13 protein-coding genes are annotated in these 15,242 nt (G+C 62.6%); 5 read left to right on the top strand and 8 right to left on the bottom strand.

The window, feature by feature from the left end:
* Window positions 1-925: 925 nt before the first annotated feature.
* Together ACQP2D_RS23345 and ACQP2D_RS23350 are read left to right on the top strand one after the other, a co-directional pair.
* Window positions 926-1,780, top strand: a complete 855-nt coding sequence (locus ACQP2D_RS23345; RefSeq protein ID WP_433678040.1) for a hypothetical protein — start codon at window positions 926-928, stop codon at window positions 1,778-1,780.
* 444 nt (window positions 1,781-2,224) lie between these two features.
* Window positions 2,225-2,884 carry a phosphohydrolase gene (locus ACQP2D_RS23350; protein ID WP_433678041.1) on the top strand — a complete coding sequence of 220 codons (660 nt, stop codon included), beginning with the start codon at window positions 2,225-2,227 and terminating at the stop codon, window positions 2,882-2,884.
* Window positions 2,885-3,125: 241 nt separating this feature from the next.
* Here ACQP2D_RS23350 and ACQP2D_RS23355 read toward each other — a convergent pair whose 3' ends face one another.
* Window positions 3,126-3,728 (bottom strand): hypothetical protein, encoded by a 603-nt coding sequence (locus ACQP2D_RS23355; protein ID WP_433678042.1) that lies wholly within the window; start codon window positions 3,726-3,728, stop codon window positions 3,126-3,128.
* Between the two features lie 274 nt (window positions 3,729-4,002).
* Window positions 4,003-5,397: an AlbA family DNA-binding domain-containing protein gene (locus tag ACQP2D_RS23360; protein WP_433678043.1), complete on the bottom strand. Its 1,395-nt coding sequence runs from the start codon at window positions 5,395-5,397 to the stop codon at window positions 4,003-4,005.
* Between the two features lie 327 nt (window positions 5,398-5,724).
* Here ACQP2D_RS23360 and ACQP2D_RS23365 point away from each other — a divergent pair, with 327 nt between their 5' ends.
* Together ACQP2D_RS23365 and ACQP2D_RS23370 are read left to right on the top strand one after the other, a co-directional pair.
* Window positions 5,725-6,201, top strand: coding sequence for a transposase (locus ACQP2D_RS23365; protein WP_433678044.1), 477 nt, complete (start codon window positions 5,725-5,727; stop codon window positions 6,199-6,201).
* Window positions 6,202-6,230: 29 nt separating this feature from the next.
* Entirely contained in the window at window positions 6,231-6,410 is a 180-nt protein-coding gene (locus ACQP2D_RS23370) for a transposase (protein ID WP_433678045.1), read from the top strand.
* A gap of 166 nt (window positions 6,411-6,576) precedes the next feature.
* Here the strand turns inward: ACQP2D_RS23370 and ACQP2D_RS23375 are convergent, their stop codons facing one another.
* The gene (locus ACQP2D_RS23375) at window positions 6,577-8,319 is read right to left on the bottom strand and encodes a hypothetical protein (RefSeq protein ID WP_433678046.1); all 1,743 of its coding nucleotides are present in this window, start codon (window positions 8,317-8,319) and stop codon (window positions 6,577-6,579) included.
* Window positions 8,320-8,455: 136 nt separating this feature from the next.
* On the opposite strand from ACQP2D_RS23375, the gene ACQP2D_RS23380 reads away from it, so the two are divergent.
* Window positions 8,456-9,757, top strand: coding sequence for an IS256 family transposase (locus ACQP2D_RS23380; protein ID WP_433678047.1), 1,302 nt, complete (start codon window positions 8,456-8,458; stop codon window positions 9,755-9,757).
* 244 nt (window positions 9,758-10,001) lie between these two features.
* Here the strand turns inward: ACQP2D_RS23380 and ACQP2D_RS23385 are convergent, their stop codons facing one another.
* The 5 genes from ACQP2D_RS23385 to ACQP2D_RS23405 all read right to left on the bottom strand — a co-directional run bounded on the left by ACQP2D_RS23385 (window position 10,002) and on the right by ACQP2D_RS23405 (window position 15,241).
* On the bottom strand, window positions 10,002-10,805 hold the full coding sequence (locus tag ACQP2D_RS23385; protein ID WP_433678048.1) for a hypothetical protein: 804 nt from the start codon (window positions 10,803-10,805) through the stop codon (window positions 10,002-10,004).
* Window positions 10,806-11,007: 202 nt separating this feature from the next.
* Window positions 11,008-11,397, bottom strand: coding sequence for a hypothetical protein (locus tag ACQP2D_RS23390; protein ID WP_433678049.1), 390 nt, complete (start codon window positions 11,395-11,397; stop codon window positions 11,008-11,010).
* Complete coding sequence (locus ACQP2D_RS23395) at window positions 11,394-11,864, bottom strand: hypothetical protein (protein WP_433678050.1); 471 nt, start codon at window positions 11,862-11,864, stop codon at window positions 11,394-11,396. Before ACQP2D_RS23395 ends, ACQP2D_RS23390 begins: the two co-directional genes overlap by 4 nt.
* 444 nt (window positions 11,865-12,308) lie before the next feature.
* Window positions 12,309-13,658, bottom strand: a complete 1,350-nt coding sequence (locus ACQP2D_RS23400; RefSeq protein WP_433678051.1) for an AAA family ATPase — start codon at window positions 13,656-13,658, stop codon at window positions 12,309-12,311.
* On the bottom strand, window positions 13,655-15,241 hold the full coding sequence (locus ACQP2D_RS23405) for a hypothetical protein (RefSeq protein ID WP_433678052.1): 1,587 nt from the start codon (window positions 15,239-15,241) through the stop codon (window positions 13,655-13,657). Before ACQP2D_RS23405 ends, ACQP2D_RS23400 begins: the two co-directional genes overlap by 4 nt.
* Between the last annotated feature and the right edge of the window lies 1 nt (window position 15,242).

Raw genomic sequence — 15,242 nt, forward strand, 5'->3', positions numbered from 1 at the left:
GCCAGATGCGCGATCACCGCATCCCGAACAGGCACAACATCATTGGCGTGCTGCACATTTCCCTTCCGGATCGTTTCGAGCAAGAGAGAGCGCGTCTCTCGCGGCAAACGAAACACCCCCAGCGCCTGCAGTTTGCGTGCCGATACCGACGACCACGGTCTATAGATGACCACAGAGCCGTCCAATCAGCCTGGACGCTGCGGGCTCAGTCAGGACCGAGGTAGCGACTACATATGCTCTCGGTTGATCACATCGCCTGCCCTCAGGTTTCGTCATGCCGTTGTCCTCATCCGGTAGTGATCGGCTCAGGGCTGGCGCGCCAGCTCTGTATCGCTGCCCACCTGACAGCTCGGAAATGAAAGGATTTACCTAGGTTTGATGCCACTCTTGGGTGGGCATCACAATTGAGTCAAGCATTGTGGGAATGGTGACAGTTTGTCAATCGCCGTTCCGCCGTAGATTATGTGCTGGAGATCGAATCTCTCCGCACCTGCCCTCTGGACACCATGCGCTATCCCGTAAGAAATATGCGGGATCTGCTCTCGTTCCCGGACATTGTTTACGGGATCGTTCGGGAGGACACTGGCGGCTTCAGCCGGTGCATCAGATTCTGATCTTCGCGCCCTGGGTGTCAGTCTGGCAGCCTGGCCGCGGTGTGTAGTTGCGTGATCTGCATCAACGGTGTGCGATCGGTGTTGGTGGCGAAGCAGATACGGCCCGCCGCGCCTGGTAGTGCGGAGCCGTCACCGTACGGTGTGTGATGGAGATGATCTTCTCCAGCCACGCCGATGCGGCTACAGTCCCAGGAAACACCTTCATGGGACGGTAGCTGCATCATCGGGCACAGTCGCACGGCGGGCAGGCCGCCGATAAGGGGGAGATGTGCCTGTTTGGAGATGCGCCTATTTGCGGAGGAGAGAGAAGGGTGGCGGTCGACACCAAAGTTAAATACGGGCGATTCATGAAGCGGCGCCGAACCAAGCATCCGATATATAAATCTCTTCCGAAGTTCATGGATGCCTACCAAGCGCTTCTTGACGTCAAAATGGAGTCCGAGCCTGACGAAGGTTATGAGACCCTCCCAAGATCGCAGTCCTCATTCGAAAAGTACGAGGCTGGCAAGACGCAGCCGTCACAGGCTGTTGTGGAGCTGACGCTAGAAGTTCTCGGCACCAGCTACTGGTACATACCCAAGATTACTGCGCAACTGTTTCCGGCAGTACAGAAAAGGTTCGGCAAACTGCCGTCCGAACCGACACGCGATCACGTCAAGTTACTCAAAGCAATCGGCACCGGCGCGGCGTACCTCAGCAAACCGATGTACGACCTAAAATGGGCCAACCCGGCATTCCTCGCACCCTTTCAGGGACTAGAGATAGGAATGAACGTCGCCGAATGGATGCTGAAAAGCCCTGTCGCTCGCGCTGCGGTGGTTAATTGGGAAACACGTACACATCTACTTTTTGCCAGTATCGCCAACATTGCGGTAGATATCCAACCGGACGAAGAGATCGAAGAGTTCAAATCTCGTTTTGCCGCACCAAAATACAAAACGGACTTCGACCACTTTTGGCATAACGACATGGCAGAAAAAGATGCACTGGACACCGACCTGTTCGTAAGGGTGGAAGACGGGACGATCGAAGGAACCCAGATCCGGATCATCACCCAGACCAGCGAACTCATCCATGTGCCAACCGGGTACGACATGTACATCACGGCCATCGACGACGAATGGGAGCCCCCGTCGGCCACTGCCAGTCTCTACCTGCCCCGATGACATCCCCACCGGCTACCGGCATAGGCGTGATCCCTGCCAGCCGATGTGAAGAACAGCTCTGACTGTCACGTGATCCCGTACAGAAATTACGGGATCACGCCCCGCCCCCACACGCCCTGTCCGGGATGGCACGAATACGCGCATCAAATCTACGGCGTTCACCACCTTGACCCCGTCGACATCCCAACCGATGCTTGATACCAAGATTCAAATGCGTCGCGCATCGAAATTGGGGGATCCTTCACATTCCGGGATTCGGGCCGATTAATGCGGCCGAGGTGGACAGGAGAAGCAATGGTGGCGACGGTTATGCGTGACAGGGCGGCGACAGCGGGGTGCACATGGGAATGGGCAAAGACCACTGGCGGGATAATGACGACAGAAATACAAGACCGGTTCACTCGACGTTTCTTAATGGGTACGAGTACCCGCTGGATCTATCAGATGAAGAACCGTCTCGGTGAACACGGAACTGTGCGACTGGATTTCGGCCGCGAGCTTCCGCGCACCGACCTGGCGCTGGCCGCGGTAGAGGCAGCTGCATCACAGCTGTCGGAGGGGGTTTGGAACCACGCGATGCGTAGCTACTTTTTTGCCCGAGCAGCGCTCGAAACCCGGGGCGGGCAACTCGCCCCCGAGTACGACGAGCTGTGCTTTGCGGCGTGCCTGCTGCACGACCTGTACCTCGAACACCCTGTCCCGGGTAGGTGTTTCGCCGTAGCCGGTGCCGAGGCCGCGATGCGGATCGCGCTGGATGCTGGGGTGTTGAGCGAGCGCGCCGACGAACTTAGCCGGGCCATCGGTCTCCACATGAACCTGGATATCGGCAACCTGCTGCGACACGACCCGGTCGGGTTCGTCGGGGAAGGTGCTTTCGTTGATGTCTACGGAGGACTCTATTTCGAGTACGACGCCGGGTGGGTGGACGATCTGCTGAGCCGCTACCCGAGACGAGAGAAGACCGGCCACAAGCGGGCCTTCAAGGACATCGTGTCCGAAGCAATGGTCAAACAGGCCGCCACCACTCCTGGCAGCCGCCTTCACTGGCTTGTCACCAACGGCCACGTCATCAACTGGGTGAACGACGCACCGTACACGGAGTGACACCAACAGGGCAGATTCTCTAAAATCCCACACATGCTGGTAGAACCTAACAGCGGTCCATAGCAAACTCGCGCAGACGTGCGCAGAAACTACCCGGGCCGACTGACGGTCCGCTCGTCACGGATGCATTCGATCACCAGCCATTGCCCCGACTGATCGTTGGCGTTGGTCATCCTCGACGACTCGATGCTGCGGCCGCAAGGCCGCGATGAGTAGGCCCCGTGCGGACCGCGGCCGCTAGCTAGGCTTCAAGTTCCTTATACGCCAGGGCATTTCCGGCGTGGGTCAGAAGCGCGCTGACCTCCCCGCCAACTTGCGCGCGTATCTCGTTCATTCGTGCGGCAATGGCCCTCATCGACTCCGGGTCGTCGTGGTCGAGCGTGTTCACGGTCGGCGTGACATTTTGCAGCGTGCGGCCGATCTTGGCCACTAGCGCCCTAGTGGGTTCGTCGGCCAGCAGCATGGCCGCGCGCACAGCCCGCAGTACGTTGTTGAGCGCTGGCCGCTGCTTCTCGACGTCATGCTTCGCGATCTCGGCCCGGGCGGCGGTAACGATGACGCCGGGCTCGGTGTCCTCAACGTGCTGCGCATGCACCCTCAGCGCCGTGGCGTAGAAACTACCGAGGTGTTCCCACACGGTGACCTGGTGGGCCACGTCGACTATCGCGGCCCGCAGCTTGTCGCGGTGCGCTTCGATCCGGTCCGCCCGGTACCGCTCTTCAGTGCGTCGATAGGTCTGCTCCGCTAGCTCCAGCGTCTTGGCCGACCGCCGCAAAGTCACGTAATTGAAGATGCTCGACACGACGATGGCGGATATGCCGACGGCTACCGTTCCCCAGGACATTGCCAGAACCTACAGGCAACCCACCCAGCGAGGAATACCGCACGCCCACCGATGCCGAATGGGATGCGTTCCTCGCGCACTTCGAAAAACGCAAAGTCTCGGTCGGAACGTGCGCCCGAGCATTCGCCACGGCCTGCGTCCATGAGCACGCCTGTTTCTCTGAACTAACTGGCTGTGCCCAGCCAACTTCGACCGCAGGCACGATCATGCCGACTTCTGGATACTCGACGAGCATGCATCCCAGGGGGACGTATATCGATCGCGGTCTCCGGCGTCAGCGACCAGAGCTTGACACATTGTGGACTTTCAGCCAATCCCGGGTGTACCCCAATGCGACACGGGGCAACTGGTGCATATCGATCTCACCGTCCTCGGTGAGCCACGGCGGCTCCGGCATACCGAACCCTTGCACGATCCTTGTGACGACCACACTCGCGACTCGCAGAATACTTTGGGTATCAACGAGTTCGGCGAGATCGGTCGAAGTCGTGGTGACCGGCATCGTGCGGTGATCGAGTTGGCGAAGCCCATGCACCTGAGTTCCGGCTGCGCCGGCGAGCTTCACCGAGGATCCCGTCCTACTGACCAGTGCGGCTCGCACCGTTGCGGTCCCCCGGCCACCGGATCGTTCACACGCCCACGAGAGAACGTGAAGCGTCATCGAACACAGGTCGTCGACCAGGAAGTCCGGGTCCAAGACCACCGGCCCGGACTCAAGGTTCTCCGGTGAGACCCGCACCGCCGCCAACGCGGTACCGTCAGCATGTATTTCGCGGTAGGTGCTTTTCGCTGCAGGAACCAGGTCCTCGCCCGGCCGATCAAGATTGGTGAACACCATCGCGCCGGGTGCGGGAAAAGGGTAGTCCCCAACCACGTTGTTGGGTTGCAGGATCGAGTTGGGGAAGCGCTGGCCCAGATTCCACTCCACGATCTCCTTGCGTGCGAGTGCGCCGAGGAAGTCATCGGCGGGCATGTCCGGAATGACCGCGACCACAACCCAGAGGTGGGATCCCTGGTCGAGTAATTCCTGCTGCGCGTGCGCCCATACTTCTTCGAGACGTTGTTCGCGTTGCGTACGGGTGCGGATCCGCCCTTGATAGCGTTCGAACACTTCGTGCTCAAGCAAATACCGGTGAGAGGTTTCCCCAGGGACCCGCAGATAATAGTGCAGCGCTTTACGGCTTTCCCCGCTGGGGACAGTCACCGCGTGGGGGGCGTTCGGGCTCGCCGGGGTGACCACGACAAGATAGAAGCAGTCGGCCTTGAGGTCGCTGTCGACAGCGAACACCTCGAACACCGGGGTGGGCGCGCTGTAGGCGCGTACATCCTGGCGAAGCTGCTCCATGATGGCGTGCTGGTCGGAAGAGGCGTCGAAGGGTTGCATTCGGTCCGCAGCTACGTCGACTTTGACCAGGTCCTCGACCCCGTAGATGAGTAGTCCACCCCGACCGTTCGCGGATCCGCACACATCTTTGGCGTGTTCTTGCTCCACAGACCAGGGTTTGGATCCCCGGGGCTTCTTGAACTCGCCGCGGCTTTTGTAGTCGACAAACTCTGATTCGGCGGGGATCTGCTGCACCAGTCTCAGAATCGCGGCTTCGGTGAACCCGCCCGAGTCCAGCAGCGCGCCGACGATGTCTTCGAGGTCTCTGTGCCGCCATATCGCCACAAGCCACATTGTGGCAGAACGGTGGCGCCGACAATCAGGAGTTCGGAACTACACCGGCAGCGCTCATCGCCCGACGTTCCACTGCAGGTTGGCTTTTGGCCGTCGGGTAGAGCAGTTCGGCCGCCGCGGCTACCTCTGCTACCGAAACTCCCTTGCAACGCGCCAGCCCTACTACCTGTTCACCGCCGCTGGCCGCCACCACTACCGCGATCTTCACGCCAACTACCGGCGACTATACCCCGACGTGGACGCCCCCGAGACGCCGCCAACGGCGATGGCGGGAAATCGGTTTCGGAGCCATCGGCGTGCTGAGTACCTTGGTCTGCTGTGAACTTGCAGCGCATCGAAGCCCGCGTCCTGGACATTGTTACGCGGGTCGTCGGCGGTGGGCGGGCCGAAGACGACTCCGTGGAGTGCAAAGCACAATGGCCCGGCGACCCCGCCAAGGCGGCCCGCCGAATAGCGGCGATCTCGAATGCAGCTCGTGGTGACGATGTCATTTGGATCGTGGGGCTGGACGAAGACGGGCAGGTGATCGCGAGTGCTGGCCCATCACGCCCGCACGCCGGCCTCGTTGTCACCGGCCCGGAGCCACCTGGCCGCGGCGATCAGCCGGCCGGGGTCACCACACCGATTCAGGCCCGTTCCGGCCGCGATACCGGTACTGCCTATTTCGGCGACGCCTGCACCGGCTGCACACTGCGCGCGCAGTGCACCACTGCGGCCGGCGGGCGCACGATCGCCATCGGCGCCGTCGAGAAATACCTGGCCGCAGGCCGTCAACGCCAGCACGATCCGGCCTGAAGGCCTACTACCGCGCCACCCGGCCCAAGGTGGAACGCAAGATCGGGCACCTGATGCGCCGCCGCCACGGCGGGCGCCGCGCCCGCATGCGCGGACAAGCCATGATCGCCGCCGATTTCGGGCTGCTGGCCGCCGCGCACAACCTCGCTCGCCTCGCCGTTCTCGGCATCACCCACACCACAGGCGGCTGGACCGCAACTCCCGCCTGAAGACTCCGGACGCGGCCCATGGCCGACACACCAAATACCAACGAGCACAACAAGACACGAGCGATCACCGACACGACAATCGGATGCCGACAGACACGCCCAGCCCCACCAACCGGGCCACCTCACCGCTCAAACAGGCCCGTTCGACACGAGCCACCTAGGTGGCCTACGTCGCACGCGAGTCGATGTCGAGAAGCTGGGTAGCGAGCCGCAGGGTCTCGCTGCCGTCGTTTAAGGATCCTCGATCGTCAGGGGACAAATCGGGATAATGAAATCGGATCGCGCGGGCCACAGCGCTGGTTGGGAACCAAGCCGGCACATCCGAAATCCGGGTGACGATAGCGATTACTTGATGAAGGTTCTGAGAGTCGCGCAGTTCCTCATGCTCGCTGACTCCTTCCAAGATCGGCTCAAGCAAGGACGAATCGGCCTCAAGCGCGGCTTCAACGAGGCCTCCTACCTCCGCATCAGAACTGATCGAAGCTGTAAAGGAGAGTAGTAAGCGCACGTAATGGCGGTTCTCTACCCACAGGTCACGATCCGCCCAGTCGGCACCAATTAGCAGCTGGGTCAAATGGTGAGAAGCCTTCTCATACAATTCTGCGCGATTGGTCTGTTCCGCCATGAACATCAGTTGACGCAGCAAGTAGACAGCCACCGCCAGCGGAAGCCGGTTAGTGGCGGCATCTATCAGCTCAGCAAGAGTGGCATCGTCTGCATTTCGTGCAACCGACGCCGCCAAGCCAGCAGTAACGTCGAGCCCAAAGCGCATGTGTGTCATCGTCTTCGGGAGCTTTACGGCATACGTGGCGGCATCCACCAGGTCGGCGTAGAGCTGTGCATCATAGCCTCGGGTATCCACGCGGGCCCACGGACGCGCGCGGTCCAGCAGTTCTCCGTGTTTCCGCAGCTGACCCTGTGCCTCACTTTCCAAAGGCTCAGCAGTGGTCGTCGTCAGCACCGGTGGCTGCTCAGAGGGTTCCCCTCGCCACGTCGCGCTTAGTGCCGCCGAAGCTCTGCCAAGTTCGGACAGTACCGCCGTCAGTTCTTCATCATCCTGTTGAGGCGGAGGGCCCGGCCACCGACCCGACGCACCAATCACTCGTGTTGCGGCAGCCTCCACCCATTCACACCACGGTTGCAGTTGCTTGGAAACAGCTTGGACCGCATGCAACTCGGCGACGACATCGACGAGCAGAGGCTGAAGGATTTCGACTACGTCCCGAAGGCTCTCAACCAGAGCCTCCCTGAATGGCTGGGTCTGGATCACTGAAGGCTCAGGAGGCGGAAGCAGTTCCCCTGTCTCACCGTCCCAAGCCGGCAAGCTTCTCGCCTGGGACTCAGCGCGCATGGCGTGCCATGCCGCAGCAGCAGTCGCCGGTTGTTCTCGTTGTTGACGAGCGGTCTGTACCAAGCGACCTACCGCTCGCGCTAAGGCAGTGACACTGGCGGCTGTGGTGAGCGCTACGCCGTAGTCCGCGGAATTGAACGACTCCTCAATTACGTGCACAGCTTCATCGTCGGTGAGCGGCCACCCCTTCTGAACCTCTTGGTGCTCGGCGATCTGAAGGCGTTTCCAATAGTGAAGCAACTCGACCGGGAAGCGCTCCGGTGCCTGGTCGATCTCGTAGGCATGCTCCATGCACATTGGAATGAGGTTGGCTGCATCGCGATTGTCGGCCTCGCTCATCTGCGGATCCCACCGCGGGCCGCCTTCGCTTCGTGCACAGATATGTGACACATGACTGTTGAGAACAGCATCCCCTGTCTCGTCGTCGATCCTGAAGAGCGGACGGCCGCACTCAGGCATGCCACACCGAAAGGCTGTCCCGTACAACTGCCTGACGGTCGAGAGGGTCGGCTTGCGATGCACGATCGGCTTGGACACGGACGCTTCCGGTTCAGTCACGCTCATATTCTGTTCCCGACCGTCCGACACCGACTAGCCCATGATTAGACATGCGTGCCCGCCAGCTGACCGTCGTCCTGCACTCGGCGGGACTGTAAATACAACGGTGTAACTCCCAATTAAGGAGTGGCACTTGATGTCTGATGTGGTGGCGGCCGATGTGGTCGATACTGCTGCGGTGGCGAAGCGTAAGGACGCGAAGGCCTCGGCGGTGGATGCCGAGTTGGTCGGTCAGTTGGTGGCGTCGGCTCGGGCCAACGGTCTGCAGTTGACTGGTGAGGGTGGGCTGCTGGCGCAGCTGACGAAGATGGTGGTCGAGTCGGCCCTCGACGGTGAGATCACCGATCATCTGGGCTATGACCACGGCGACCCGGCTGGACGTGGAACACCGAACTCTCGCAATGGAACTCGCTCGAAAACGGTGGTCACCGACGTTGGTCCAGTCGAGATCGACGTCCCTCGTGACCGGGATGCCAGCTTCGAGCCGCAGATCGTGCGTAAACGCCAGCGCCGGTTGAACGGTGTGGAGAACATGGTGCTGTCGTTGTCGGCAAAAGGGCTCACGCATGGGGAGATCTCGGCGCACCTGCGGGAGGTCTATGGCGCCGAGGTCTCCAAGCAGACGATCTCGGTAATCACCGACAAGGTGCTCGACGGGATGGCCGAATGGCAGAACCGTCCCCTGGATGCGGTGTATCCGGTGATCTTCCTCGATGCGATCCATGTGAAGATCCGCGACGGCAAGGTCGCCAACCGACCCATCTACGTTGCGTTGGCGGTCACGGTCGATGGCACCCGTGACATCCTCGGGTTGTGGGCCGGAGACGGTGGTGAGGGCGCGAAGTTTTGGCTGCAGATCCTCACCGAGCTGCGTAATCGTGGTGCCGGAGATGTGTGCATGCTCGTCTGCGACGGCCTCAAAGGCTTGCCCGAGGCCATCGAGCAGGTCTGGCCGGCCGCAGTCGTGCAGACCTGCGTGGTGCATCTGCTGCGGGCCTCGTTCCGCTACGCGGCCCGCCAGCACTGGGACGCCATCGCCAAAGCGTTGAAACCGATCTACACCGCCCCCACCGAATCCGCGGCGTTGGAACGGTTCTACGAGTTCAGCGAGACCTGGGGCACGAAATACCCGGCCATCGTGAAACTGTGGGAGAACTCCTGGTCGGAGTTCGTGCCGTTCCTGGCCTTCGACACCGAGATCCGCCGAGTCGTGTGCTCGACCAACGCCATCGAAAGCGTCAACGCCCGCATCCGCCGCGCCGTGCGCGCTCGCGGCCACTTCCCCAACGAGCAAGCCGCCCTGAAATGCGTCTACCTGGCGATCATGGCCCTCGACCCCACCGGCGCCGGACAGAAACGCTGGGTCACCCGATGGAAAGCAGCGTTGAACGCCTTCGACATCACCTTCGACGGACGCCTGTCCGCTGGACGAAAGTAACCAAATCAAACCGAGTTACACCGTTCACTGGACAGACCCCACTCGGCTACCAGACATCCGGCCGCCGTCGCCATGATCAGTCCGCATGAGGGATCTGGAACATGTTCTCTCAGTCGATCACCTGCTGCTGGTGGTCCCACGACTGGCAACGTGGTGGTCCCACAACGGGGTTCTGGCGCAATCAGTGTTTGCGCCAGAACCCACAACGGTGGCATACGACATGCGGAACCCGTTGACACAGTGGTTAGTCGACTGTGCCAACCACCATCTGTCCGGTGATCTGCTGGACGAATAGGTCCGGGTTGACGTGCCCGTTGGCGCGGTGGCGTGCGCCGTGGTCGCCGATTTCGATGTTGACGCCGTGCCCGTCGATGGCGGCGCGATAGTGGTCGGCGTCGCTGTCGTCGTCGATGACGGATATGAGTTGTGTTCCGACGAGGAACGATTCTCGGGATGGTGGTTGTGGTGTGCCGGGCGGGAAGTACCGGAACAATGCAGTTTCGGTGATGGGTCCGGTGCGGGTGTCGATGTCGCGTTCTACGTGCATGACCGTGACGTAGTCGGTGTCGCGCCAGGGTCGCGAGAGTCGGTAGGCCCAGACCGGTCCCCGGTACACCTCGGCCGCGGGGAACGGGAACCGTAGCGCACACCCGTCCGGCGGCGCAGGCGGCAGCGGTAGGGGTGTCGGGGCAGGTGGCTCGCACAGTAGTGCGGCGATGTCGATATCGATGACGATGACGCCTGATCGGGCGGCGCGTGTCTCGAGTGGTTCGACTGGGCCGTGGAAGGTTGAGCCGGGGCAGATGATGGGGCTGGTGTCGCTGGCGTAGTCGTAGGCGTCGAGAATGCGGTCGCAGTCTTCGCATCCGCAGTAGAGCTGCCGGATCATCAGCAGCGTCTTGCGGATCGGTAGGGAGTGCCATTCATCATGGCAATGCGGGCACATCTCAGGTCTGCCGTTATCGGGTGTGGCGGCAAGTTGTTCGTCGACGAGGGCGTCGATCTCGTCGACGAGGGCACGGTCGCGGGTTGGATTGTGTTGTGGCATCAGTGGATTCCGAGTTCGTCTAGTTTGTCCTCAAGCGCGTCAGCAGCGGCGTCGGGATCGGTGTGAATGGCGCGCAGGTGCCGAATGCGCCCAGCCTGGTCACGGTAGACAGCGGTCGCCGCCCATCGCTCGGGTCGACGAGGGTGTGAAGGCAGCTTCTCGATGGTGATGGGATTGGAGGTCCCGGGCGGCAGCGGTGGTCTCACAGCCTGCTCCCGGCGACGCCTCGGATGCGTAAATCAGCGACGTCGAGGGCGTCGCGCCATCGACATCCTTTGCTTTCCTGGGATTGAACGACGTTGAGCCACAACAGGTCTTGACCCCACACACCGAAACACACGAAATGCATGACCGTCGCGGCGGCACTGAGGGTGTAGGCGTCGTGCTCGGCGAGCAGCTCGGGGTCGGCGCCGAGGTCGAGCAGAGCGCGCCCGATCAGCCGTGACCCTTGCCAGTGGCCGTCTGCGTCGCGAATGACGTAGCGGTCACCGTGGGGATGGTCGGCGGCGGTGGGGGTAGTGGCATCCGGTGTGGCCGCGACGAGTTCGCGAACCTTCTCCACGAGCGCGGTGGCGGTGATGACGGCACTCACAACAGGCCCCTGCCGATGCGGTCGATGACCTCAGTGAGGTCGTCGAGGGTGTTGGTGGCGAAGAACAGCTCGTCGCCCTGGCGCACCGTGAGTCCGAGCCGTCGCCTGGCGTAGGCGCTGGCGCGCAGGTTGCGGCCGGTAGCCAGATCGCGAGCGGTGGTCAGATCCGGGGCCAGTTGGACCGGTGGGCAGACGGTGTCGTCAGCCAGGCCCGCGGTACGCAGTGTCATCGAGTCGTAGGCCCAGGCGACATCGGGGTCGAGCTCGACGACCCACCCGGCGAAGCACATCGTGGTCCGACAGACCGGCGCACCGCTATCGGCGTGGACGATGTCCTGGATATGGACGAATCGGTAGGCCCGCTGGTCCCACCCCATACCCGGGTAATGCGGATGATCGGGCAGATGGCCGATCGTGTCGAGCACGCGGCGGGCGAATCGGATATCCGGGGTGGCGCGGCGGATCATGACCGAACCCCATGCCGTGCACTGGGTTCGACGCCGACGAGCCGTCCTGCGGTGAGTAACCGCATGCGCGGGCCGGGCAGCCACGTGGCTTGGCAGCAGGGGCAGTACCCGGTTTCGCGGTCCTGCCCGCCGATCATCGTGAGACCCGGTTCCAGGATCTGGGCGGGGCAGGTCGGACAGCGCCGCCCCGACAACAGACGCGTCAGGCTCGACACGATCCGTGACGCGGTCGACTGCCCGGATTCCTCAGCGCTGCCGTGCGCTTCCGGGCAATACAGTTCCATGACGATTTTCATCGTTTTCTCCCGTAGATGCAGTATTCAATTCACACAGGCGATTCCGGTGGTGCTAGCCACAGATGAAATCCCCTGCACTACAGTCTATTTCACTGAATTTCGATCATCAATACCTCTATTTCGTTGTTGGACAATGCAATTCGGTACCTCAACCGTCGAACACTCCCCTGCTGCGGCACAGACTGAAATAGTTCGCTGACGGTGTCCACGGCAGACCATGGGTCGAATGGTGTAGCTCGTGCGGGAACAGGCGTTCGTCGCGGGCGTAGCGCCATTGACGCAGGTTCACTACCGTCGGATGCTCTTCGTCCTCATGCCCGCGTCCGGGGACGATGCCGTACCCGAATTCGGGCCAACGCAGCAGCAGTGACGACCCGATCGGGCGCACCGACCGCGACCGCCCATCGGCGGCGTGCGGGATATGGCCTTCCAGGATCAGCGTGAACCGGTATTTCACCCGCAAGCCGTCCAGGATCCGCACCAATTCCCTTGCACCATCAGCGGCTTCGGTATCCAGAGCATTCAACCGATACAGAGGGCCAGCAACCACGAGCACGGGCTGATGGGCGGCGATCGCGGCTTCGATGCGACGCAGCTCGCGCGGATCCTCGAGGCGCACGCCATCGGGGCGGGCCTCGATGCGCAGTTCATCGTTCCAGTCCGGATGTGGATGGTTCTGCTGGTCGCAGACCGCGTCGACGCGGGCGACGATATTGCGGTAGCGCCGCCGCAGCTGGCCGGGAAGGTTTTCCGCGTCGATGACCAGCACCCGATGCGACACCGATTCCGGCGCACCGTGACCGGTGATCGGGGCGGCCAGGAACGGGTGCAGGCCCGCGGTCACTGCGCACGCAATCTGGGTGAGCAGCGTGGATTTTCCGAGTCCTTCGATGCCGGTGAGGATCATGCGATCGCCGTACTCGAACAACTGCGGGATCAGCCAGTCGTAGGAATCGCTGCCGGCCAGCAGCTCAGCCACCGACGGCGGTAACGCCGAAACTCCCGGTGCGGCAGGGTCGGTGAAATCCAAATCCAAGCCCTCGCGCGCGCGGGCGACGACTTGACCAGTTAACGACAGGTCCCCGTTGCGGTGCAGGACGTGCAGTTTCTGGATCATCCGGGTGGCTTCGGCAACTGCGGTGCGGGCGTGCCAGAGGGTGATGATGCGGTCAGCGAAGTACGGCACCGATCCGGGCATGCCCTTGCCGAGCATCTCAAGGGTGAGCATGCGCAGCCGCTGGGTGTTTCCGCCGAGTTCGCCTCTGCTGGCCGCTTTTTCGATGATCACGACCGGATCGGCGGGTCCTCCGTCGCGCAGCACGTCGACCAGGGTGGCGTGCAGCAGCTGATGCGCGGGCCGATAGAACGCGTCGGTGGGGATATCAGCGACCATCCGCGCGACCTCGGTGTTGGCTTCGGTGTAGAGCGCCGCACCGAGGATCTGCTGCTCGGCTTCGATATCGCACATCTCGGGCTGCTCCCAGTTCTCGGCGTTCACGTGCGCGCCTGGTGGAGGCGTTCACGCAGCTTCGAGGCCGCCCAGATTCCGCCGTTGAGCATCGCGGCCAGCTCGGCGCGCAGAACGTCCTGGTGGACGCCGTCGCCGAACAGCGCTTCGAGTTCGGCGCGCATGGCTTCCCGCGCGCTGCCGGGTGCGCGTCCGCCGTGGCGGGTGATGGCGTCGATGTGGTCGCGGGCCAGCCGGAACGCCATCGCCCGAACCTCGCCAGGCGTGACGGGGTCCGGGACGGGCAGCGGATGCTGCGCGGCGGCCATCCGCCGGGCATAGCCCGTGTCGCCGTGCGGGTCGAAAAGCCGGTCTGCCTTGGGGTTTTCGACCACGTCGCCGGTATCGAGGAATTCGGCACGGGCGGCGATGACCGCGGCTGCTCGGTCGAGCTCGGCTTGGGCTTGGGCGTGGCGGATCGGTCCGGCGTGCGGGTCGGCCAGCACCTCAACGGCGTCGGGCACCATCCGGGCCAGCACGCGGCGGCGCATCGCCTGGGTGGCCGGGATTTCCGGGGCGGCGGCGTTGAGCCGGTCAGCGACGTCGTGCCCGCCGTGACGAGCCCGCGGCCCCAGCCTCGACTGCGACTGCGACCGCGACTGCGACTGCGGTGATGGTGATGGTGATGGCGGTTTCTCCCGCTGTGGTTTCCCCTCCCGCGCGTTACTTACCGCAGGGTTGTCTCCCAAAGGAATAGAAGAATATATGACTTGTAACTTGTGAGACGCGTACGCGAGGCCCCCTCCGGCGTCAGTGGTTTCGCTAGCGATTTCGCTAGCCGTGTGGCGCCTGTTCTCCGCCTTTGCCAGACCACCGGATTCACCCGCTGACCTGGCCTGTTCCTGCCTTCGGATCGGGTCGGAATGGATGGTTTGGTGGCGGCGGTAGTCGTGCATGATGGCGAAACCTTGGCGACATGGCGCCGCCATCGTGCACCCACCATGGCGACATGGCGTCGCCGCGGTGCACTCGTGATGGTGCCAACATCCCGCCGTGGTAAGTGCGTCACGGATGCGTCCTGGCGCGATCTTGCGGGCCTGGGCGGCGGGCACGACGCCGTCGGTGCGGTTGCGGTGGCAATACATCCACAACTCGATCAGACTCAGCTTCGCCACAGGCGACAGCGGGCCGGTGCGATGGTTCTCCAGGAAATCGACACTCAGCTTGATATAGGCGCGCGTGTCCCTCGCGGGCTTATCGCCAGTCGATGAGTGCAGACTCTGATGCTTGCCGTAGTCGTGCAGGACATAGACACCCTGCCCGCACGACGCGCCCGCCGCGCAGACACCATGCAGACACGGTGCCGCCGTGGTGCATTCACGGTGATGCCAGCATCCCGCCGCAGTGAAGACCTCACGAAAGCGTTTGCGAACGACCCGACGCACATACGCAGCAGGAACGACTCCGTCGGTGCGGTTACGTGCGCAGTACATCCACAACCCGATCAGGGTCAGCTTCGCCACCGGCGACAGCGGACCCGTGCGATGGTTCTCCAGGAAGTCCAGGCTCAGCTTGATGTAGGCGCGGCCGTCCTTCCTGGCCTCGGCAGCGGGAGTGCCGGATACCGCGCCCACG

It is taken from the genome of Nocardia sp. CA-119907 (assembly GCF_050955995.1).
In the GTDB taxonomy this organism is placed as follows: Bacteria; Actinomycetota; Actinomycetes; order Mycobacteriales; family Mycobacteriaceae; genus Nocardia.